Origin of the sequence: Shewanella sp. NIFS-20-20 (genome assembly GCF_019209865.1) — a bacterium.
Taxonomy (GTDB): Bacteria; Pseudomonadota; Gammaproteobacteria; order Enterobacterales; family Shewanellaceae; genus Shewanella.
Map to the genome: position 1 here is coordinate 1 of NZ_JAHUTT010000052.1, position 21,016 is coordinate 21,016.

Annotated in this window: 19 protein-coding genes, 3 tRNA genes and 1 pseudogene; 11 read left to right on the forward strand and 12 right to left on the reverse strand. The window is 44.5% G+C overall.

Annotated elements, in window-relative coordinates; all coding sequences use genetic code 11:
- Positions 1-384: 384 nt before the first annotated feature.
- The 5 genes and pseudogenes from KU855_RS14555 to KU855_RS14575 form a co-directional block, all read right to left on the reverse strand.
- Positions 385-482: pseudogene (locus tag KU855_RS14555) on the reverse strand (IS30 family transposase); the annotation flags it as partial.
- Between the two features lie 400 nt (positions 483-882).
- Positions 883-959 (reverse strand) — tRNA-Val (locus tag KU855_RS14560).
- A 255-nt stretch (positions 960-1,214) separates the two neighbouring features.
- Positions 1,215-1,291, reverse strand: a tRNA-Val gene (locus tag KU855_RS14565).
- 160 nt (positions 1,292-1,451) lie between these two features.
- Positions 1,452-1,528 (reverse strand) — tRNA-Val (locus tag KU855_RS14570).
- A gap of 275 nt (positions 1,529-1,803) precedes the next feature.
- Positions 1,804-3,171 (reverse strand): MATE family efflux transporter, encoded by a 1,368-nt coding sequence (locus KU855_RS14575; protein WP_218531014.1) that lies wholly within the window; start codon positions 3,169-3,171, stop codon positions 1,804-1,806.
- A gap of 31 nt (positions 3,172-3,202) precedes the next feature.
- Here KU855_RS14575 and KU855_RS14580 point away from each other — a divergent pair, with 31 nt between their 5' ends.
- Positions 3,203-3,817, forward strand: coding sequence for a riboflavin synthase subunit alpha (locus KU855_RS14580; protein ID WP_218531015.1), 615 nt, complete (start codon positions 3,203-3,205; stop codon positions 3,815-3,817).
- Positions 3,818-3,825: 8 nt separating this feature from the next.
- Here KU855_RS14580 and KU855_RS14585 read toward each other — a convergent pair whose 3' ends face one another.
- From KU855_RS14585 to KU855_RS14595, 3 genes are all read right to left on the reverse strand, one after another.
- Positions 3,826-4,017, reverse strand: a complete 192-nt coding sequence (locus tag KU855_RS14585; RefSeq protein WP_218531016.1) for a CPXCG motif-containing cysteine-rich protein — start codon at positions 4,015-4,017, stop codon at positions 3,826-3,828.
- A gap of 16 nt (positions 4,018-4,033) precedes the next feature.
- A complete protein-coding gene (locus KU855_RS14590; protein ID WP_218531017.1) occupies positions 4,034-4,777 on the reverse strand; it encodes an SDR family oxidoreductase in 744 nt (247 codons plus the stop codon).
- Between the two features lie 73 nt (positions 4,778-4,850).
- The gene (locus KU855_RS14595; protein ID WP_218531018.1) at positions 4,851-5,159 is read right to left on the reverse strand and encodes a hypothetical protein; all 309 of its coding nucleotides are present in this window, start codon (positions 5,157-5,159) and stop codon (positions 4,851-4,853) included.
- Positions 5,160-5,435: 276 nt separating this feature from the next.
- Here KU855_RS14595 and thrS point away from each other — a divergent pair, with 276 nt between their 5' ends.
- The 4 genes from thrS to rplT all read left to right on the forward strand — a co-directional run bounded on the left by thrS (position 5,436) and on the right by rplT (position 8,570).
- Complete coding sequence (thrS, locus tag KU855_RS14600) at positions 5,436-7,364, forward strand: threonine--tRNA ligase (protein WP_218531019.1); 1,929 nt, start codon at positions 5,436-5,438, stop codon at positions 7,362-7,364.
- A 3-nt stretch (positions 7,365-7,367) separates the two neighbouring features.
- A complete protein-coding gene (gene infC / locus KU855_RS14605) occupies positions 7,368-7,907 on the forward strand; it encodes a translation initiation factor IF-3 (RefSeq protein WP_218531033.1) in 540 nt (179 codons plus the stop codon).
- A 90-nt stretch (positions 7,908-7,997) separates the two neighbouring features.
- Entirely contained in the window at positions 7,998-8,192 is a 195-nt protein-coding gene (gene rpmI, locus KU855_RS14610; RefSeq protein ID WP_140932598.1) for a 50S ribosomal protein L35, read from the forward strand.
- Positions 8,193-8,210: 18 nt separating this feature from the next.
- Positions 8,211-8,570: a 50S ribosomal protein L20 gene (rplT, locus tag KU855_RS14615; protein WP_140932597.1), complete on the forward strand. Its 360-nt coding sequence runs from the start codon at positions 8,211-8,213 to the stop codon at positions 8,568-8,570.
- A 329-nt stretch (positions 8,571-8,899) separates the two neighbouring features.
- On the opposite strand, the gene trxB is transcribed toward rplT, so the two are convergent.
- Positions 8,900-9,850 carry a thioredoxin-disulfide reductase gene (trxB, locus tag KU855_RS14620; RefSeq protein WP_218531020.1) on the reverse strand — a complete coding sequence of 317 codons (951 nt, stop codon included), beginning with the start codon at positions 9,848-9,850 and terminating at the stop codon, positions 8,900-8,902.
- Positions 9,851-9,986: 136 nt separating this feature from the next.
- The gene (gene ald / locus KU855_RS14625; RefSeq protein ID WP_218531021.1) at positions 9,987-11,102 is read right to left on the reverse strand and encodes an alanine dehydrogenase; all 1,116 of its coding nucleotides are present in this window, start codon (positions 11,100-11,102) and stop codon (positions 9,987-9,989) included.
- Positions 11,103-11,276: 174 nt separating this feature from the next.
- On the opposite strand from ald, the gene lrp reads away from it, so the two are divergent.
- From lrp to serS, 6 genes are all read left to right on the forward strand, one after another.
- The gene (lrp, locus tag KU855_RS14630; RefSeq protein ID WP_218531022.1) at positions 11,277-11,780 is read left to right on the forward strand and encodes a leucine-responsive transcriptional regulator Lrp; all 504 of its coding nucleotides are present in this window, start codon (positions 11,277-11,279) and stop codon (positions 11,778-11,780) included.
- Between the two features lie 162 nt (positions 11,781-11,942).
- The gene (locus KU855_RS19115) at positions 11,943-14,549 is read left to right on the forward strand and encodes a DNA translocase FtsK 4TM domain-containing protein (protein ID WP_218531023.1); all 2,607 of its coding nucleotides are present in this window, start codon (positions 11,943-11,945) and stop codon (positions 14,547-14,549) included.
- A gap of 13 nt (positions 14,550-14,562) precedes the next feature.
- Complete coding sequence (lolA, locus tag KU855_RS14640; RefSeq protein WP_218531024.1) at positions 14,563-15,198, forward strand: outer membrane lipoprotein chaperone LolA; 636 nt, start codon at positions 14,563-14,565, stop codon at positions 15,196-15,198.
- On the forward strand, positions 15,198-16,529 hold the full coding sequence (locus tag KU855_RS14645) for a replication-associated recombination protein A (RefSeq protein WP_218531025.1): 1,332 nt from the start codon (positions 15,198-15,200) through the stop codon (positions 16,527-16,529). The genes lolA and KU855_RS14645 overlap by 1 nt, the downstream gene beginning before the upstream one ends.
- A complete protein-coding gene (crcB, locus tag KU855_RS14650; protein ID WP_218531026.1) occupies positions 16,522-16,896 on the forward strand; it encodes a fluoride efflux transporter CrcB in 375 nt (124 codons plus the stop codon). Before KU855_RS14645 ends, crcB begins: the two co-directional genes overlap by 8 nt.
- An 18-nt stretch (positions 16,897-16,914) precedes the next feature.
- Positions 16,915-18,201, forward strand: coding sequence for a serine--tRNA ligase (serS, locus tag KU855_RS14655; protein WP_218531027.1), 1,287 nt, complete (start codon positions 16,915-16,917; stop codon positions 18,199-18,201).
- A gap of 172 nt (positions 18,202-18,373) precedes the next feature.
- Here the strand turns inward: serS and KU855_RS14660 are convergent, their stop codons facing one another.
- Both KU855_RS14660 and KU855_RS14665 read right to left on the reverse strand, forming a co-directional pair.
- Complete coding sequence (locus tag KU855_RS14660; protein WP_218531028.1) at positions 18,374-19,429, reverse strand: tyrosine-type recombinase/integrase; 1,056 nt, start codon at positions 19,427-19,429, stop codon at positions 18,374-18,376.
- Positions 19,430-19,992: 563 nt separating this feature from the next.
- A complete protein-coding gene (locus KU855_RS14665; protein WP_102552417.1) occupies positions 19,993-21,015 on the reverse strand; it encodes an IS110 family transposase in 1,023 nt (340 codons plus the stop codon).
- Position 21,016: the final 1 nt, after the last annotated feature.

A 21,016-nucleotide genomic window follows, 5' to 3' on the forward strand; every position in this document is an offset into this window, starting at 1 on the left:
TAACTATATCGAATATTTCTACAATCCAGTGCGGCATCATGGTAGTAATAACGGACTGTCTCCAATGAAGTTTGAAAAGCAGTATTATGAGAACTTAGAAAGTGTCTAGAAAACTAGGGGCTTACCATAGTGAGTAAACTTTAACATGCCATTTCCACCTAAACCTTACAAACTTGTTTGTCCAAAATGTCAGTGGAGTTCAGTTAGGGCGCCCAAAAGCGATGTATTATTACCCAATGATGTACGAACAGAGTGCCCTGAATGTGGTTGTGAAGAGTTAAAAAGAGTGCAACCTTCAATGTTTGAGAAGCTAAGCGCAGAACTGTTGAATAAATTTTAAATCCGAATTCAACTTCGAAAGACGATACTCGCCAAATTGAGGGGCTATTGTTTAAATACAACAGCTGGATGCTTAAACTTCAAACATTTCTTAGGTCGGTAGTTATCCTGTTATGTGCAAACAAGATGATGCCATCGCTTACCACAAAGTTGTTACGTTTATTTATGAGCTTGCAAAAGCAACTGATCACGTACTAGAAAAAATTTTACAGCGAGATTTTAATGGATTTATGTTCCAAGGAGTAGCAATGTAAAAGAGTTATCAATATTTGATGACGATATGAATCAAAGTGCTTAATCGAGCTGTTAACAATCCTTAGTGAATATAATAAGGACTCTTGTGCCTTTTTTAAGCTTTTGAATGTAATTTTGCACTTTGAACAATTCGGCAGAGGACTTTAATTCTTAAAAAACGAATGGGTTTCAAATAATATTTCAAGGGAGAGTTGGCACAGATTTTTGGAGTTTGTCACTGAGGAATGTAAAGTATTTTAGATTGTAAAATATCGAATACTTGATATTTCATAAGGTTAAAGCAAGATATGGTACACCCGAGTGGACTCGAACCACCGACCCCTACCATGTCAAGGTAGTGCTCTAACCAACTGAGCTACGGGTGTACTGTATATTTTGGTGGTTTGAACCACCGACTCATACCCTGCTGTGATTAAATGAGGGTAGTGCTACTCTTTTTATCCAACTGAGCTACGGGTGTACTGTATTTTTTGGTGGTTTGAACCACCGACCCATACCCTGCTGTGATTAAAAGAGGGTAGTGCTACTCTTTTTATCCAACTGAGCTACGGGTGTATTGATTATTTTGGTGGATTGGACCACCGTCTTTAATCTTCACAATTTAGACTCTGTGAAAAGAGTGGTACACCCGAGTGGATTCGAACCACCGACCCCTACCATGTCAAGGTAGTGCTCTAACCAACTGAGCTACGGGTGTACTGTATATTTCGGTGGATTGAACCACCGACCCATACCCTGCTGTGATTCAAAGAGGGTAGTGCTACTCTTTTTATCCAACTGAGCTACGGGTGTATTGTATATTTTGGTGGATTTTACCACCGTCTTTAACCTTCACAATTTAGACTCTGTGAAAAGAGTGGTACACCCGAGTGGACTCGAACCACCGACCCCTACCATGTCAAGGTAGTGCTCTAACCAACTGAGCTACGGGTGTACTGTATATTTTTGGTGGATTGAACCACCGACCCATAGCTTGCTGTGATTAAAAGAGGGTAGTGCTACTCTTTTTATCCAATTGAGCTACGGGTGTAACAATCAATATTGTCTATCATGTTGATTTTGTCACAAGTTCTTTTTCACAGATGCCTTGGGACGAGCGCTATATTATGGTGATGATTAATTGCATGCAAGTAAAAAATCATAAGTTTTGGCTTGAATGTTCATTGGCTGCACAAACTGGTTGTTTTGCAGCCAATGTTTGGGCGATAACTACGAAACTTGAATGGCTTGCTGACTATGTCCACGTTTTTGAATGACTTTCAAACGGAAGGCGAACATGATTGCGGCTGATGTTAACCCAGCTATGAGGCCAATCCAAAAACCGTGGGCTCCCATCTGAGGAACAATATAATCGGTATAAGCTAATGAGTAACCTAAGCCCATACCGATAAACCAATAAGACACTAAGGTAATATAAAATGCACTGCGAGTGTCTTTATAACCACGCAAGGCACCTGCTGCCACAACTTGTACTGAATCCGATAATTGATATAAGGCCGCAAGTAACATTAAACTTCCCGCTAAAGTGACCACTTCAGGGTTCGTGTTATAAAGCTCAGCGATATCATATCTAAAGATCACCGTCGCAATCGCAGTGAACACCGCGAGACCAAATGACAGCATTAAACCAATTTTGGTGACTTTAGCTGCAATGTCGAGTTGATCACGCCCCAAATAATAACCGACCCGAATAGACACAGCGATACCAATGGAAAGCGGCAGCATAAATACTATCGAGGAAAAGTTTAGTGCAATTTGATGCCCAGCCACCACGATTGAACCCAGCGGTGCTAGTAACAGGGCGATAATCGCAAACAGACTGACTTCAAAAAACATCGACATAGCGACAGGCATCCCCAATTTGGTCATGCTCCACATGCTCGCTAAGTTTGGCTTGCTAAACTGCTTAAAGATGGCAATGTCCGCAAAGCGGCGATGCCAGTGCATATAGATAGCCATGCTGATAAACATCGCCCAGAAGACTAATGCGGTTGCTACTCCACAACCAGCGCCTCCCATTGCGGGCATACCAAAATGGCCATAAATAAGAATATAGTTAGCCGGTATGTTCACCGCTAAACCCACAAACCCTATCACCATGGTCGGTAAGGTATATGAAATACCTTCGGCGGTGCCTCGCAATACTTGATAAAGTACAAACGCCGGAGCACCCCATAAAATTCCGTTGATATAGCCAATGGTCAATTCATACAGTTCGGGTTCTAAGTTCATAAAACTTAGGATAAATCGCGCAGATCCAAGAAATAACATCACACCTATGCTACCAATAATGGCAATATAAGCGGCTTGGTGCGCAAGCGGTCTAATAGCTTGGGTGTTATCAGCACCATGGTGATGTGCAAATAACGGCGTAAATGCCATAAGTAATCCTTGCACAAACAGAATCGCCGGTAACCACAAGCTGGTACCAACGGCAACCGCCGCCATATCGACAGCACCGACTCGGCCAGCCATCAGGGTATCAATAAATCCCATCATGGTTTGCGTTACCTGAGCGATAAGCACTGGCATGGCCAGTTGTATTAGTCGTTTGGCTTGATAGCCGGAATGGTTCATGAAAAATTGCCTTTAATTACGTAGGTTAAGAATGTTTACAGGTATTGTACAGGCCACATGTGATGTGGTGACGATAGAGAAAAATCCCGGATTTCATACGTTGGAAGTGTCAATGACATCTGAGCTCACCAAGGGATTACAAACGGGTGCTAGTGTGGCGAATAATGGAGTTTGTCTTACCGTCACTAGGATAGAGGATCATAGGGTCTTTTATGATGTAATGGAAGAGACCTTATGCGTGACCAATCTCGCACTTTTGCAAGCTGGTGATCCGGTCAATGTCGAACGTTCGCTGTGTTTTGGCAGTGAAATTGGTGGCCATATTTTATCCGGGCATATCCACACCCGGGCCACTGTGCGCAAATTAATGCACACAAGTGAGCATTATGATCTTGAATTACAACTAGATGAACAGTGGTTAAAATATATTTTTTATAAAGGCTTTGTGGGAGTCAATGGCTGTAGCTTGACCGTGGGTAAAGTGTCAACGGATTCGTTTATGCTCCACCTTATTCCCGAGACATTAGCATTAACCAACCTTAGTCAATTATCCGAGGGCGATGAGGTCAATATTGAAATTGACACACAAACTCAGGTCATTGTCGACACGGTTGAACGATATCTGTCGGAGCGGTCGCTCGGTTAACCTTTGCTTCAGTCATCATCCGCACTCACGTGTAATTCGAGAGTGCGGTGTACTTCATCGACGTGCAAATTAAAATGGATCGGATGACAACATACTCGGCAATCGTCGTAATAATCTTGATCGCCTTGGCTCATGTCGACATCAATATGTAAATGATGTCCACAATGCGGACAGCTAATAATTTGTTTTTTTAGCTTCATTTCAACCTCCAAGGGGTCAAGCCCCTCGATAGCCAGTAGCACTGCGTCCGCCATCCACGGCAATAATTTGTCCGTTGATATACGCTGATTCAACTAAAAACTGTAGTGTTTTATTAATATCATCCAGAGAGCCTGCACGCCCCATTGGGATCTCAGCCAAAACCTGTTGTTGTGACGTTGATTGACTTTGTTCAGGCCATAAAATTGCGCCGGGTGCAATGCCATTGACCCTGATGGCGGGGGCAAACTCTTGTGCCATCGAAAGCGTTGCCATCTGTAGGCCGGCTTTAGTGACTGAGTATAGTCCATGATGCTTTAACGGGCGTTGCCCATGGATATCAATCATATTGATGACGCAACCTTGATTGGCCGCAAGCTGAGTGAACAAGCCTTGAATTAACAGACAAGGGGCCACGAGATTAACTTGAATTAACTGCTGAAATTTTTCAATCGAAATATCTTGCCAATCGGTAGGGAAGAATTCACTGGCATTATTGATAAGAACATTAAGAGGGAGTTGCTGGCGCTGAATAGCGTCGATTAAGCCTGCCAGCTGCTTGGCATCCGTAAGATCGGCACCAAACAGTTGAACACTGTTGGAACGACATTGATTTAACTCATTAGCCAGTCTTTGCGCCGGCTCAATTGAATGACGATAGTGCAGGGCGATATTGTAGCCTAATCCATGTAAATGTCGTGCCATGCTGGCGCCGAGCCGTTGTCCTGACCCGCTAATAAAAGCCCATTGTGCTTGTTCCATTATGGTTTCCTGCCGTAAGTCCTGATTGGGCAGTTAACAATATTTTGCCATTTTGCTCAAGCTTGATCAGCGCTCAATCCGTTGTATACAACACAGCCTGGCCCGTGGCGACGGTGTGTTGATGGGTTTCTTTCAGGTTCAGATCAAACAAGGTGTCTTGTTGTATATGGTTCATTTCAACTAATAAGCGTTCGATATCTGCCAATATAGTCTCAGTGTTTAGCTCAGAGCTGACGTGTACCGTAGGGATTAACGCCTCGGGTTGTGTTTCTATGCCCTCAGCTTGACAGACAGCACTGAGCCAGCAATAGAGCAGGCTTAATATTAAGGCCATCATCCATTGGGCGATAGCGGTGATTCGGGAATAGTTTGATGTTGACATAATGCACTCCTTGGCCTCATAGACAATATCCACAACATAAAGCGACTGTTTGACAGTGCCATGACACGGAGAAGGCAATTTGATGACATTTACCGGCGTTGTAACTTGCGTCACGCAGGTCAATTGGCGTAAAATTTTGGGTCATTTCGCACGACTAAAGGCTTCAGTACTGTCTTTGATGCTGAAATGAATGATTTGAAGTCTGTGCTTCAACCTTCTTTTTATTGATTACCAAGTGGCCCTACGTACGGGTCACCACTGGACAAGGATTTTTTAATGCCTGTAATTACCCTTCCTGATGGCAGCAAACGTGAATTTGCTCATGCCGTTTCTACCATGGATGTCGCTGCCGATATTGGCCCTGGCCTTGCAAAAGCGTGTATCGCTGGTCGAGTCAATGGTGAACTTAAAGACGCCTGTGATCTGATTGACACTGACGCTGAATTGGCCATTATCACCGCTAAAGACGATGAAGGCTTAGAAATCCTGCGTCATTCATGTGCCCATTTATTAGGTCATGCAATTAAGCAAATGTGGCCTGAGACTAAAATGGCAATCGGCCCGACCATTGACAACGGTTTTTATTATGATGTCGATTTAGATCATAAATTAACTCAGGAAGATATTGACCAGTTAGAAAAGCGCATGCTTGAACTGGCGAAAACGAATTATGATGTCGTTAAAAAAGTCGTGAGCTGGCAAGAAGCCAGAGACGCTTTTGATACACGTCAAGAACCATACAAAATGGCTATTCTTGATGAGAATATTGGCAGAGACCAAACGCCTGCGTTATATCATCACCAAGAATACACTGATATGTGCCGTGGTCCACACGTGCCTAACATGCGATTCTGTCAGAACTTCAAGTTAATGAGTGTTGCCGGCGCCTACTGGCGAGGAAACTCCGACAATAAAATGCTGCAACGTATTTACGGGACAGCATGGGCTGATAAAAAAGCACTAAAAGCCTATTTGTCACGCTTAGAAGAAGCAGCCAAGCGCGACCATCGTAAAATTGGTAAGCAGTTAGACTTATACCATATGCAAGAAGAAGCACCGGGTATGGTGTTCTGGCACAATGACGGCTGGCGCCTGTTCCTGGGGTTAGAGAGCTTTGTTCGTCAAAAGTTAGGTCAATATGACTATCAAGAAGTTAAAGGCCCATTAATGATGGACCGCGTGTTGTGGGAACGCTCAGGCCATTGGGATAAATATTCCGATGCCATGTTTACCACTAACAGCGAAAACCGTGAATATGCCATTAAGCCAATGAACTGCCCAGGTCATGTGCAGATTTTCAATCAGGGATTGAAGTCTTACCGTGATTTGCCATTACGGATGGCTGAGTTTGGTTGCTGTCATCGCAACGAGCCTTCAGGTTCTTTGCATGGTTTGATGCGCGTTCGCGGTTTTACTCAGGACGATGCTCATATCTTCTGTACTGAAGAACAAGTTCAGCAAGAAGTTAGTGCCTGCATTCAAATGGTGTATGACACTTATGCCACATTTGGATTTGAAAACATTGTGGTGAAGCTGTCAACGCGTCCAGAAAAACGTATTGGTGACGATGCCATGTGGGATCGCGCTGAAGAAGCGTTGAAGCAAGCGCTGAGCAATAACAACATTGAATTTGAAATTTTGCCGGGTGAAGGTGCCTTCTACGGACCAAAAATTGAATTTACTTTGCATGATTGTTTGGATCGTGCGTGGCAATGTGGTACTGTGCAGCTCGATTATGCCTTACCTGGTCGTTTAGGTGCGACATATGTCGCCGAAGACAACAGCCGCCAAACCCCTGTAATGATCCATCGTGCTATTTTAGGGTCGTTGGAACGTTTTATCGGTATTCTTATCGAAGAATACGCAGGTAAATTCCCATTATGGTTGGCGCCAGTCCAGGCTGTGATTATGAATATCACAGATAAACAAGCTGATTATGTAGAAGAAATCAGCAAATTCTTCAAAGAACAGGGCATTCGTGCTACTACGGACTTGAGGAATGAGAAAATAGGCTTTAAAATACGTGAACACACCTTAAGACGTGTGCCTTATTTGCTGGTCGTAGGCGATCAGGAAATGGAAAATAAGGAAGTAGCGGTGCGAACCCGAGATGGGGTTGACTTAGGCAAAATTAAATTAAATGATTTTGCAGATAAAGTTAAGCAACAAATTTCGCTCCGTAGTCTCAATTTGTTGGAGGACTAGGTCATAAAGATCAAAAAAACAGGGCGTCAGCCGGCCCCAAACCGCATCAATGAAGAAATCACCGGTGTACCAGAAGTACGCTTAACCGGCATTGAAGGCGAGCAACTTGGTATTGTAACGATAAAAGAAGCTCAGGGTCTGGCCGATGAGTCAGGTGTTGATCTGGTTGAAATCAGCCCCAATGCTGAACCGCCAGTATGTCGCATTATGGACTACGGAAAGTTTCTGTTTGATAAGGCAAAATCTGCCAAAGAACAGAAGAAAAAGCAAAAACAGGTTCAGGTTAAGGAAATTAAATTCCGTCCTGGAACTGATGAAAACGACTATCAGGTAAAACTACGCAACCTGATTCGTTTTCTTGAAGATGGTGACAAAGCGAAAGTTACGCTGCGTTTCCGCGGTCGCGAGATGGCACACCAAAGCTTAGGTATGGATCTATTGAACCGTATCAAAGCCGATTTGGACGAAGTTGCTGTAGTTGAATCCTTCCCGAAAATGGAAGGTCGACAAGCCGTTATGGTTTTAGCACCGAAAAAGAAATAAGTAGGGCAACCTTTAAAGTAAAAGGGGGCTGATTTATCAACCCCCTTTTCGCCTTGCTATTCATTAACATCCCAATGCGGAGTTTTAGAAATGCCTAAGATGAAGTCAGACAAGGGTGTTGCAAAACGCTTTAAGAAAACCGCCAATGGTTTCAAGCGCAAGCAAGCACACTTACGTCACATTTTGACCAAGAAGAGCACCAAGCGTAAGCGTCACTTACGTGCTAAGTGTTTAGTTTCAAAAGCCGACATGCCGATGATCGCTCGTCAGCTGCCTTACGCTTAATTTGAGGAGATAGAATAAATGCCAAGAGTTAAGCGTGGTGTAACCGCTCGTGCTCGTCACAAAAAAGTTTTAAAGCAAGCTAAAGGTTATTATGGCGCTCGTAGCCGTACTTTCCGCGTTGCAGTTCAAGCTGTAACTAAAGCTGGCCAATATGCTTACCGTGACCGTCGCCAGAAAAAACGTCAATTCCGTCAACTGTGGATTGCTCGTATCAATGCGGCTTCTCGTCAAAATGGTCTGTCTTACAGCCGTTTCATTAACGGTCTGAAGAAGGCGTCTATCGAAATCGATCGTAAGATTTTGGCAGACATCGCTGTATTCGACAAAGTTGTATTTGCAACTTTAGTTGAAAAAGCAAAAGAAGCTCTGACTAAGTAATTAGTCTTGTTTCTCATTAAAAAGGGACCATCTGGTCCCTTTTTTCGTTTGGTTATTGGTATCAGGGCAACGAGTAATGCTACGCCTAAGCACACCCATCACCAGCCAATACTGCCAAACAAGGTATCTATGGTTTTTCTATCTGAGCGGCAATCATTCAACACGCGTTATGAAACGAATAAAGCAAGCAACGGGCGAGGATCGCTAACTTAGTTCAATGCGGACTGATAGTTGGGCAAACGATAATAAAAAACTCAGCCGAAGCTGAGTTGATATAAAATAGGGCAGTTAACTCGCGTCTCCACCAGTTACAACCCCAAGGTTAAGGCTTATATTGCATCGAGAAAGCGTTCAGCATCTAATGCAGCCATGCAGCCCGTACCAGCAGAAGTAATCGCTTGGCGATAAATGTGATCCATCACATCACCAGCTGCAAAAACCCCAGGAATACTAGTTTGGGTGGCATTACCTTCCAGTCCGCTTTGAACTTTAAGGTAGCCATTATTCATAGCTAATTGGCCGTCGAAAATTTGTGTATTTGGGCTATGACCGATAGCGATGAACACCCCAGCGACTTCGAGCGTATTAATGCTGCCATCTTTGACATTTTTAAGGTTAGCACCGGTCACCCCCATGTTGTCACCGACCACTTCGTCTAAAGTTTGGTCTAAATGCAAAATGATATTGCCATTAGCGACCTTATCCATCAGTCTGTCGATCAAGATCTTCTCCGAGCGGAAACTATCGCGACGATGCACTAAGTGGACTTCGCTGGCGATATTGCTTAAATACAAAGCCTCTTCGACAGCAGTATTACCGCCACCGACCACCGCCACTTTTTGATTTCGATAAAAGAAACCATCACAAGTGGCACAAGCGGATACGCCGCGCCCTTTAAAGGCTTCTTCAGAATCAAGGCCTAAATAGCGTGCCGAGGCACCGGTCGCAATGATGAGGGCGTCACAGGTGTACTCACCAGAATCACCTTTCAATTTAAATGGACGCTCAGTCAACTCGACCTGATGAATGTGATCAAAAATGATTTCGGTATCAAACTTCTCGGCATGCTTTTGCATGCGCTCCATTAACGCTGGACCGGTTAGATCGTCGGCGTCACCTGGCCAGTTTTCAACTTCGGTGGTGGTGGTCAACTGACCGCCTTGCTGCATCCCAGTGATCATCACTGGTTTGAGGTTAGCTCGAGCCGCGTAAACCGCAGCGGTGTAACCAGCAGGGCCTGAACCCAGAATTAATAAATTGACGTGTCTGGCTTGGCTCATTTTGTTCTCCGTGCCCTATTAATGGTTGAGATTGTAGGGAATTTCTATGGCAGGGTAAAGTGGCTTCGCGGCTTAATAGTCGATTGTTTTAATCGAAAAAAAAGCCGGCTAACCGGCTTTTTTCATATCATACCCATTAACTCAGCAGGGTCACCGGTGACACAAAAGGTAAGTGATGCGATTCAGCAACTTCTTCACAAGTGATCTTCCCATGCATGACATTGAGACCATTAAGCAAATGCTCATCGGCTAACAAGGCTTTACGATAACCTTGCTGGGCTAACGTAATGATGTAGGGCAGGGTCACATTGTTCAATGCGAAGGTTGAGGTGCGAGCCACAGCACCCGGCATATTTGCTACACAATAATGAACTACATCATTAACAATATAAGTAGGATCTTGATGGGTGGTTGCATGGGAGGTTTCGACACAACCACCTTGATCGATAGCCACATCGACGATAGCGCTACCCGGCTTCATTCGTGCAACCAGATCACGGCTAACAAGTTTTGGTGCCGCTGCGCCAGGAATGAGCACGCCGCCAATCACGAGGTCGGCCGCTAAAACATGACGCTCAATAGCATCCGCAGTCGAATAGACACCTTTTACTTTACTGCCGAATTGAACGTTTAAACGACGTAATGCATCAATGCTGCGATCAAGAACAACTACGTCAGCACCGAGACCTACGGCCATTTGCGCAGCATTGGCGCCGACCATACCGCCACCGATAATCACGACTTTGGCAGGTTCAACCCCAGGGACGCCACCGAGCAACATACCGCTGCCGCCACGTGATTTTTCTAATGCCATTGCGCCGGCTTGAATAGACATGCGGCCAGCAACCTCAGACATTGGTGCTAATAGGGGTAAGCCTCCACGAGCATCAGTGACGGTTTCATAAGCAATACAGACAGCGCCAGATTGTTGGAGCTCTTGTGTCTGCGGTAAGTCAGGCGCTAAATGTAAATAAGTAAATAGAATTTGATCGTGACGTAACATTGCACGCTCAACGGCTTGCGGCTCCTTTACTTTAACTATCATGTCAGCACGGGCAAAGATATCACTAGCCAATTGACTAATCTCTGCGCCGACGTCCAGATAATCTTGATCAGTAAAACCTATGCCTGAACCTGCATTTGTTTCAACGATCACTTGATGACCACGATTCGTCAACTCACGCACACTTGCTGGAACCATACCAACACGGTATTCATGATTCTTTATTTCTTTTGGTACGCCAATTATCATTGTAAGCCTCTACGTAAAAACACCTGTTTTTTATATAAATTTGTTATTTTGTGTTGCCCTGACGTGATTATTTCAGGCAGTTCTAGTATATTACTCATTGTGCAGATTATGCTGCTGAACTTTATTTATCCACAAAATAAAATGTTGTTTTAGTGATAAAACAAGGTTAAAAATATGCCAAATAATAAGAACAACCCCCTAAAGGAACTGGACCGTATCGATCGGAACATCCTTAATGAGCTACAAATTGACGGTCGCATTTCCAATGTTGAGCTTTCTAAACGCGTTGGACTCAGTCCAACACCTTGTTTAGAAAGAGTAAAAAGGCTTGAGAAACAAGGTTATATCAATGGCTACACTGCCTTGGTGAACCCACATTACTTAGGCGCCTCTTTATTGGTGTTTGTTGAAATTACACTGACTCGAGACACCCCTGAGGTTTTCGACAAGTTTAATCGTGCAGTACAATTACTCGACGATATTCAAGAATGTCACTTGGTCTCGGGCGATTTTGATTATCTGCTAAAAACACGAGTATCTGATATGTCAGCCTATCGCCGCTTGTTAGGCGAAACATTACTTAAACTACCCGCTGTGTCTGATACCCGAACCTATGTCGTTATGGAAGAAGTTAAGCAAACTAATCGTGTTGCGATTAACGCGTTAGCTGAAGCCTAAGCGACTATCTTCATTATGTAATTAGGCCCTGCGGGGCCTTTTTTTATAAATGCGTTGCTTTAATACGCTTTAATCAGTTCATCGAAGTGTTTTCGCTGCATCTTGAGTTTCATTCTGGTATCGTTACAGTATTAATATCTACCGAGTTTACGGAACAATCCTTTGTCTCAGGGAACGCAATCTTACACATTATCCGGCCTGCAGCGTTTATTAGAAGGTGCATTACTGTGCTGCTGCATCTTTGCGGCTTTCATTTTATTATCTTTGACCAGTTTTGACCCGGCTGATCCAGGTTGGAGTCAAACCCATTTTCACGGCCAAATCAACAATTTAACTGGCGCTGTTGGGGCATGGATTGCTGACGTACTATTTTATTTTTTTGGATACACCGCCTATTTAGTGCCAATGATGGTTGCATTATCCGGTTGGTTATTATTCAAACGCGCCTATCGTTTACTGGAAATTGACTACTTTTCTGTCGGCTTAAGATTGGTTGGTTTCTTATTAGTTATGATGGGCGTTGCCGCACTATCGAGTATGAATGCCGTTGATATTTATGCCTTCTCTGCGGGAGGGGTGTGCGGTGATGTTATCGTAAGCGCGATGCTTCCTTATTTTAACCCGCTGGGAACGACGTTATTATTGTTGTCATTCGTTGGAGCCGGCTTTACCTTACTCACCGGCATTAGCTGGATTACTGTGGTTGAGTTAGTCGGGCAGGGCACTCTTTGGTGTGTCAATAAGCTGCGACAACTGCCACGTTATCTCGCTTCAGAAAAGCTTAATGGTCAGGGGGATACCGAGGATACTAAAGGCTTTATGTCGTTAGTCGCTAAATTTAAATCGCAAAAAAGCACTGACAAAGCGCCGGTAAACGATGACCTAACCGATTCACAAACTGCCAGCGCCGATAATGCGCCAGAGCAACCACAAGAGAAACAGCCTGAGTCTGATGAAGCGAGTCAACATCATCCGCTATATATATCAGAGTTAGATACTCACCATCACAGTGATAATACACACGACAACGCTGCCGCTTTGCCAACGCTTACTCATGACGAACACTCATTTGAAGTGCCGATGGGCATCAGCGCCGTTGATGATACCGCGCCATGGCAAGAGCCAGCGCCTATACATGCCGAAACAATGGCTATCGCCGCTGAAAATACGGCAGAACAGCCTGTTATCCGACAAGTGTCGGTCGTAAAACAAGCCAAAGTGGTCGATGGCATTGTCACCCTTGATGGCGAAGCTATTGTGGCGCCTAAACCACTTAACCCGCTACCTTGCATCTCTTTGCTTGATGTGCCGAATCGTTCTAAAAATCCGATTTCTGCTGAAGAGTTAGACCAAGTGGCACGTTTAGTCGAACTTAAGCTTGCCGACTTTAATATCGCGGCGCAAGTTGTCGGTGTGTTTCCAGGCCCCGTCGTTACACGCTTTGAATTGGAACTGGCTCCCGGCATTAAGGCATCAAAAATTACTAACTTAGCCAATGATCTTGCGCGTTCATTGTTGGCTGAACGCGTTCGAGTCGTGGAAGTTATTCCGGGTAAAGCCTATGTAGGCCTTGAGTTGCCGAATAAATTCCGCGAAACCGTCTTTATGCGTGATGTATTAGATAGCGAAGCCTTCCGTGAAAGCAAATCCCCTTTATCTATGGTGCTTGGCCAAGATATCTCAGGTGAGCCTATCATTGCTGATCTGGCTAAAATGCCGCATTTGCTGGTAGCCGGAACCACAGGTTCGGGTAAGTCGGTGGGCGTCAATGTGATGATCACCAGTTTATTGTATAAGTCGTCACCCGACGATGTGCGCTTTATTATGATCGATCCAAAGATGTTGGAACTGTCGGTATATGACGGTATTCCCCATTTATTATGTGAAGTCGTTACGGACATGAAAGAAGCTGCCAATGCTTTACGTTGGTGTGTGGGTGAAATGGAGCGTCGCTATAAATTAATGTCAGCGCTTGGGGTGCGAAATCTCAAGGGCTATAACGCCAAAATAGCCCAAGCCAAACAAGCCGGTGAGTCGATTCAAGATCCTCTGTGGAAGTCGTCAGAGTCTATGTTGGATGAGGCTCCGGCATTAGAAAAACTACCCGCATTAGTCGTGGTCGTCGATGAGTTTGCCGATATGATGATGATTGTCGGCAAAAAGGTCGAAGAGCTCATCACTCGGATTGCGCAAAAAGCGCGCGCCGCGGGTATCCACTTAATTTTGGCGACCCAGCGTCCATCAGTCGATGTGATTACTGGCCTTATCAAGGCCAATATTCCCACTCGAATTGCTTTCCAAGTGTCATCGCGAATTGATTCTAGAACCATTTTAGATCAACAAGGTGCAGAGAACCTGTTAGGCATGGGAGACATGTTGTATTTGCCACCTGGTACCAGTGTGCCTACGCGTGTTCATGGCGCTTTCATCGATGACCATGAAGTCCATAAAGTTGTCGCAGATTGGAAAGCGCGCGGTAAACCGCAGTACATTGATGAAATTTTGCAAGGCGCCAGTGATGGTGAACAAGTGTTACTGCCGGGCGAAACCGCGCAGTCTGAAGAAGATTGGGATCCCTTATACGATGAAGCGGTAGCCTTTGTCACCGAAACTCGACGTGGTTCGATATCTAGTGTTCAGCGCAAATTCAAAATTGGTTATAACCGTGCAGCGCGAATCATTGAACAAATGGAAGCGCAAGGGGTGGTGAGTTCACAAGGCCATAATGGTAATCGCGAAGTGTTAGCACCACCACCGCCAAAACATTAATGAGGTATTAGAAATGATGTTTTCAGTTAAGACATTAAGCATAAGTGTGACCTTGGCCTTAGTCTCTGCGGCGAGTGTTGCCTCTGACAGTACGACATTGCAACAGCAACTAGCTAAGATGACGTCGCTGCAAGCTGACTTCAAGCAAACCGTAACGGATATTAATGATAAAGTGATCCAACAAGGTGCTGGCACCATTGCCTTAAAAACCCCCAACCTATTGAATTGGCACTTAACCTCGCCCGATGAATCGTTAATTATTGCCAACGACGCGGGGGTGTGGATCTACAATCCTTTTGCTGAAGAAGTCACGATTTTATCTCCCGATGACATCATGCAAGCCTCGCCTTTGGCACTCTTAGTGTCGCACGATGAATCCTTGTGGCGGCAATATCAGGTCAGCAGCGCTAACGGATGTTACAGCATCAAGCCGTTAGCCGTTGACTCGCAAGTACAAGACGTCAATATTTGCATGAATGGTGAGGCATTATCTAGCTTAGCCATCTTAGACAATCAAGGTAACAACAGTTATTTTGAATTAATGAATCAGACGCCATTATCAAGAGATGACCAAGATGTTTTCAACTTTGTTATCCCGGAAGGTGTGGATGTAGATGATCAACGTCAACCGGTGATAGGCGGCGAATAGTGTCCAGCTTCAGCTTCGATTTTTCGCCAGATTTTCGTCCATTGGCCGCTAGAATGCGGCCACAAACGCTGGCTGAATATGTTGGACAAGATCATATCTTGGGGCAAAACAAACCTTTGCGGTTAGCACTTGAAGCCGGTCGTGCGCACTCTATGTTATTTTGGGGGCCGCCAGGGACAGGTAAGACGACCTTGGCAGAGCTAGTCGCCCATTATGTTAACGCGCACGTCGAGCGAATTTCCGCGGTATCCGCTGGGGTGAAAGAGATCCGTTCGGCGATTGAGCAAGCAAAAGTCGTAGCTCAGTCTCGTGGGCAAAGGACATTATTGTTTGTCGATGAGGTGCATAGGTTTAATAAGAGTCAACAAGATGCTTTTTTACCTTATATCGAAGACGGCACGGTAATCTTTGTCGGTGCGACCACAGAAAATCCCTCGTTTGAGATTAATAACGCCTTATTGTCACGAGCGCGAGTGTACTTGATCCATAAGCTCAGTGATGATGACATCAAACAAGTCATTAACCATGGGCTTCGGGATAACGAACGCGGCCTTGGCCAACGTCAATTGCAGATGAGCGAACAAGTGGCGACGCAACTGGCGATGATAGCTGCTGGTGATGGTCGAAAAGCATTGAATTTGCTTGAGTTAATGTCAGATCTTGCTGACGACGGTAATGAGTTAACCAGTGACATGTTAGCTCAAGTCGCCGGTGAGCCCATTGCGCAATACGATAAAGGCGGTGATGCCTTTTATGACCTCATTTCTGCCGTGCATAAATCCATCAGAGGCAGTGCGCCTGATGCTGCACTCTATTGGTATTGCCGTATTTTAGAGGGGGGCGGTGATCCTCTGTATGTCGCCCGTCGATTATTAGCCATTGCTTCTGAAGATATTGGCAATGCCGATCCCCAAGCCATGACCATAGCACTTAATGCTTGGGATTGTTTTATTAGAGTCGGTCCAGCTGAAGGTGAGCGCGCGATTGCACAAGCCATCATCTATCTCGCCAGTGCCCCTAAAAGTAATGCAGTCTATATGGCATTCAATGAGGCACGCCAATTAGCCAAGCAAACCGGCCATGAATCCGTACCGCATCATTTGCGCAATGCACCAACGAGCCTGATGAAAGATCTTGGTTTTGGTGCAGAATATCGCTACGCCCATAATGAAGAACATGCATACGCCAGCGGTGAAAATTACTTTCCCGAAGCATTAAAAGACAGTCAGTTTTATCATCCTAGCGCCCGAGGGTTTGAAAAGCGCATTGCTGAAAAGTTAAGCAACCTTAGGCAGTTAGATAACGAAAGCAAGATCAAACGATATGATTAATATCCTGTTAGTGGCATGTGGCGGTGCATTTGGTGCTGTTTTTCGCTATTTAATATCAATTATGATGATCCAGCTATTTGGTAGCGGTTTTCCTTTTGGTACACTGTTAGTCAATGTGTTGGGCTCCTTTATCATGGGCAGTGTGTATGCTCTGGGCCAAGTTAGTCATATTAGCCCTGAAATAAAAGCGTTAGTTGGGGTTGGATTTTTAGGTGCATTAACCACCTTTTCGACTTTTTCTAATGAGACCATGCTTTTGATAAATCAAGCGCAATGGTTTAAAGCAGGCTTGAATATATTATTGAATCTCGGCGTCTGTCTCGGGGCTGTTTACCTAGGACAACAATTGATCTTTTCCCGCGTATAAATATTAAGAATATAAATTATGTTAGATCCTAAATTTTTGCGAAACGAATTAGAAACCACCGCTGAATGCTTAGCCAAACGCGGTTTTATCCTCGACGTAGCTCGTTTAAACGCGCTGGAAGAACAGCGTAAATCCTTACAGGTCGAAACCGAAGAGTTACAAGCCAAGCGGAATGCTATATCTAAATCGATCGGTCAAGCCAAAGCCAAGGGTGAAGATGTTGCTCCGATCATGGCGCAAGTCGGTGATCTTGGTTCGTTGCTCGACGCAAAAAAAATTGAATTAGCCAATTTACTGGAAGAACTGAATGGTATTGCCATGAGCATGCCTAACTTACCTGATGACAGTGTGCCTCAAGGTAATGATGAAAATGATAACGTCGAAGTGCGTCGCTGGGGCACGGTGACTGAGTTCAATTTCCCTGTGCGCGATCACGTTGATTTAGGCGAAAGTATCGCGGGCTTAGATTTTAAAAATGCCGTGAAGATCACCGGCTCTCGTTTTATCGTGATGAAGGGCCAAGTCGCTAGAATGCACCGCGCGTTAGCACAGTTTATGCTCGACTTGCATACCGTTGAGCATGGCTATACTGAAGCCTACGTGCCTTATTTAGTTAACGCAGATAGTTTATTGGGCACTGGCCAATTACCTAAGTTTGGTGAAGATTTATTCCACACCAAACCGGCAACCGAAGAAGGCCAAGGGTTAAGTTTAATCCCAACGGCGGAAGTGCCATTAACAAACTTAGTTAGAGATACGATTGTTGATGAAGCTGAATTGCCGATAAAGATGACAGCCCACACTCCATGTTTCCGTAGTGAGGCAGGTTCTTATGGCAAAGACACGCGTGGTTTAATTCGTCAACACCAATTCGATAAAGTAGAAATGGTGCAATTGGTTAAGCCTCAAGATTCTGCTGCGGCATTAGAAGAGTTAACCGGTCATGCGGAAAAAGTCTTACAAAAGCTTGGCTTACCATATCGAGTAATGGTACTTTGTACGGGCGATATGGGTTTCGGTTCAAGTAAAACATATGATATTGAAGTGTGGCTACCGGCTCAAAACACCTACCGTGAAATCTCTTCTTGTAGCAACATGAAAGATTTCCAAGCGCGTCGGATGCAAGCTCGCTTCAGATCAAAAGAAGACAACAAACCTGCATTGTTACACACACTCAATGGCTCTGGTTTAGCAGTGGGTCGTACCTTGGTTGCCGTACTTGAAAACTATCAAAATGAAGACGGCACCATTACCGTTCCTGAAGTACTGCGTCCATACATGGGTGGTTTAGAAAAGTTAGGTTAAACCATTATTTAGGGATTTATGGATCAAGGAATTGCTGTCTTAAGATGGCTTTCCTATATTGCAGTTATATCAGTGTTTTTTGGCATTGTGATTGCAACATTAGGTGAAGCTTTCGTATTAGTAATGGATAACGTAAAATAATAAAGCCCGCATTCAGCGGGCTTTTTTTTGTTTATCCGCTTTGAACGTAACGGTCAACGGAGGTAATAGAGCGATGGCCACTGCGTTGTTTCATTGAAAATACCGACTTGCCATCTCGACCCCATTGGGTAAGTAAGCCGCTGCGTAAACTATGTGCACCAAAAAGTTCTGCGTCTAAGTGTGCTTGTTGACAGCGTTTTTTGATGATGCGATAAATTTCCTGGCCGCTAAAGTTAACTGGTTTGTGATTCATACCGCGCGGTTTTGCTAATTTGTCCCAGCGTGTGATCGAATGAAATAGCGGTACATTTCCTCGCTTAGGCAACGCTGCAATCGCTAACCACTCTTCGATTGCTTGATAACATGAATAACTTTCGTTTTTAAGTAATTCTTTAACCTGTCGATGTTTACCGTCTTGACTCGCTTTGCTGAATCGCAGCGAGACATTTAATCTATCCGGTAAAAACTCGAGATCATTGAGGGTTAACTGTGCCAATTCAGATCGTCGAAATGCGCCCTGACGCCCCATTAAAATAATAGCTAAATCGCGAGCTCTGCGTAGTGGGGCAATTTCTTGTTGGGTGGTTTCGATCAGTTGCTCTAGATAAAAATCGACGATTGCACGTTTTTGATTATCTACGGTTGTCCGACGTCGATTGCGATTAATGGTATCGACGTATTCTTGGATTTTTTTTAATTTGGTGGGTGAGGGCAGTTGATTAATGTCATGGGCATAATTAATCGCTGCCATCATGTTATGCAAAGTCGATGCACTTAAATGAAATCCACGGTCGGTGAGTTTTTCGCTTTGCACCTGCAGATAGGCCATGACGACATTAGGATCAGCCGGTAAAAAATTAACGCCATACTGCTGACACCAAACACAGAATTGTTGCCAATATAAGCGATAGTTGCGCATGGTATTCGCATTTTTTGCAGATAAGGTTTCTTGCTGAGCCAACGCGATGCGGGCCTGAAGTTCTGACGGTAAATTGGGCTGTTGAAAATATGCTTGTTTAGATTCTAGACCTTGAGGAATTCCACTTTTATTATTTGTGGTTAACCATTTATTATGATTCGGATCCATTACTCTGCCTATATAAACCATGCAGACATGGCATCATTGGGGCGCTATTGCTGACTATTATAACCTGTTATCTAATGACTGTTAATTGTCATTAGCAATCATTAGACGAAATTTATGATGTAATTCAATGATTAAGTTATTCGCTCACTATTTGGACAGTGGAGTAGCTTAGCTCAGTCGATGAGAAAGTGGAGCTAGTTGCTAATAATCACCCGTTGGCCTTTTGAGTATTTATGCCCGTGATATTGGCTAATTAGCGAGGGATCATTTAGTTATTGGCAGGGTTACTGAATGGGGTCTGAAGCCCAATGGAACGAAAACGTACTATAAGGACTTCCTCCCGATGTCAATGGGTGCTCTGAACGCAATCACAATGAAGATTAAGATGCAGTACTATAAGCGGTCATACTGGAATATTCTGTTCCGGACCAAAATGAAAGACGCTCGCAAGAACCTCATACGCTAATCGGATATTTAACATCCTAACGTTTTCTCAGGCACCTCTTGCGGGGTCTTAACCCTTATCATATTTGCGTTGTCATCATTGGTGGTAAGAGATTTATTTAGGTTGAATAACAATTTTCGAATGATTCACCATAGTGAAGTATTGCCCAACAGTGTCGTGCATTTTTTGCAGCTAAAGCAATAGCGGCTCGCCAGTAACCACGGCGATCTTTGACATCACAGACCCACTTACTGAGCGGATCGTCTTTTCGTCCGGCGCTAGCCATCATTGAACGCGCCCCCTGCACAAGCAGACTACGAATATAGTTGTCACCAGCTTTAGTAATTCGCCCTAATTTTGGTTTCCCTCCGCTGCTGTATTGAGAAGGCGTTAAACCCAACCAGGCCGCCAATTGACGGCCATTACGAAACTCTTTTCCGTCAGAGATCGCTGATACTAGAGCACTGGCTGTCATAGGTCCAACCCCCTTTAGTTGCATCAATAGTCGGCATCGTTCATCTTGCTCTGCCGTCTCTTTAATCAGTCGGTCGAACTTTAAAAGCCTGCGCTCAATGTTGTCTATATGAAGAAATAATTCATCCATGCAAGTTGCGGCTAAGGTTGGAAGGTGAACCTTCATGCTCTCGAACTCGTTACGCAATCGCTCCGGTGATAAAGGAGCAATCACACCAAACTCAGCGAGCAAACCACGAATGCGGTTGCATACTGCCGTCCTTTCTTCATTTAGGCCCTGCCTAGCTCGGTGCAAACATTGAATCGATTGCTGCTCTTCTGACTTGATGCTAACAAATCGCATATGAGGACGTTGAACTGCTTCACAGATAGCTTGAGCATCAGCAGCATCATTTTTCCCTGCTTTGCCAGACAGTCGATAAGGAGAGACAAACTTAGGAGCGATGAGGCGAACTTCGTGGCCGACATTTTTGAATAATCGAGCCCAAAAATGAGCGCTGCTACATGCTTCCATTCCAATCAGACACGGTGGCATATTGGCTACCGTTTCTAACAGCTTGGCCCGACTTACTTTGGGTTTGCATAAAATGGTATTGCCTTTGTGGTCAACACCATGCAATGCGAACACATTTTTTGCTAGGTCGATACCTAATACAGTCACAGCCATG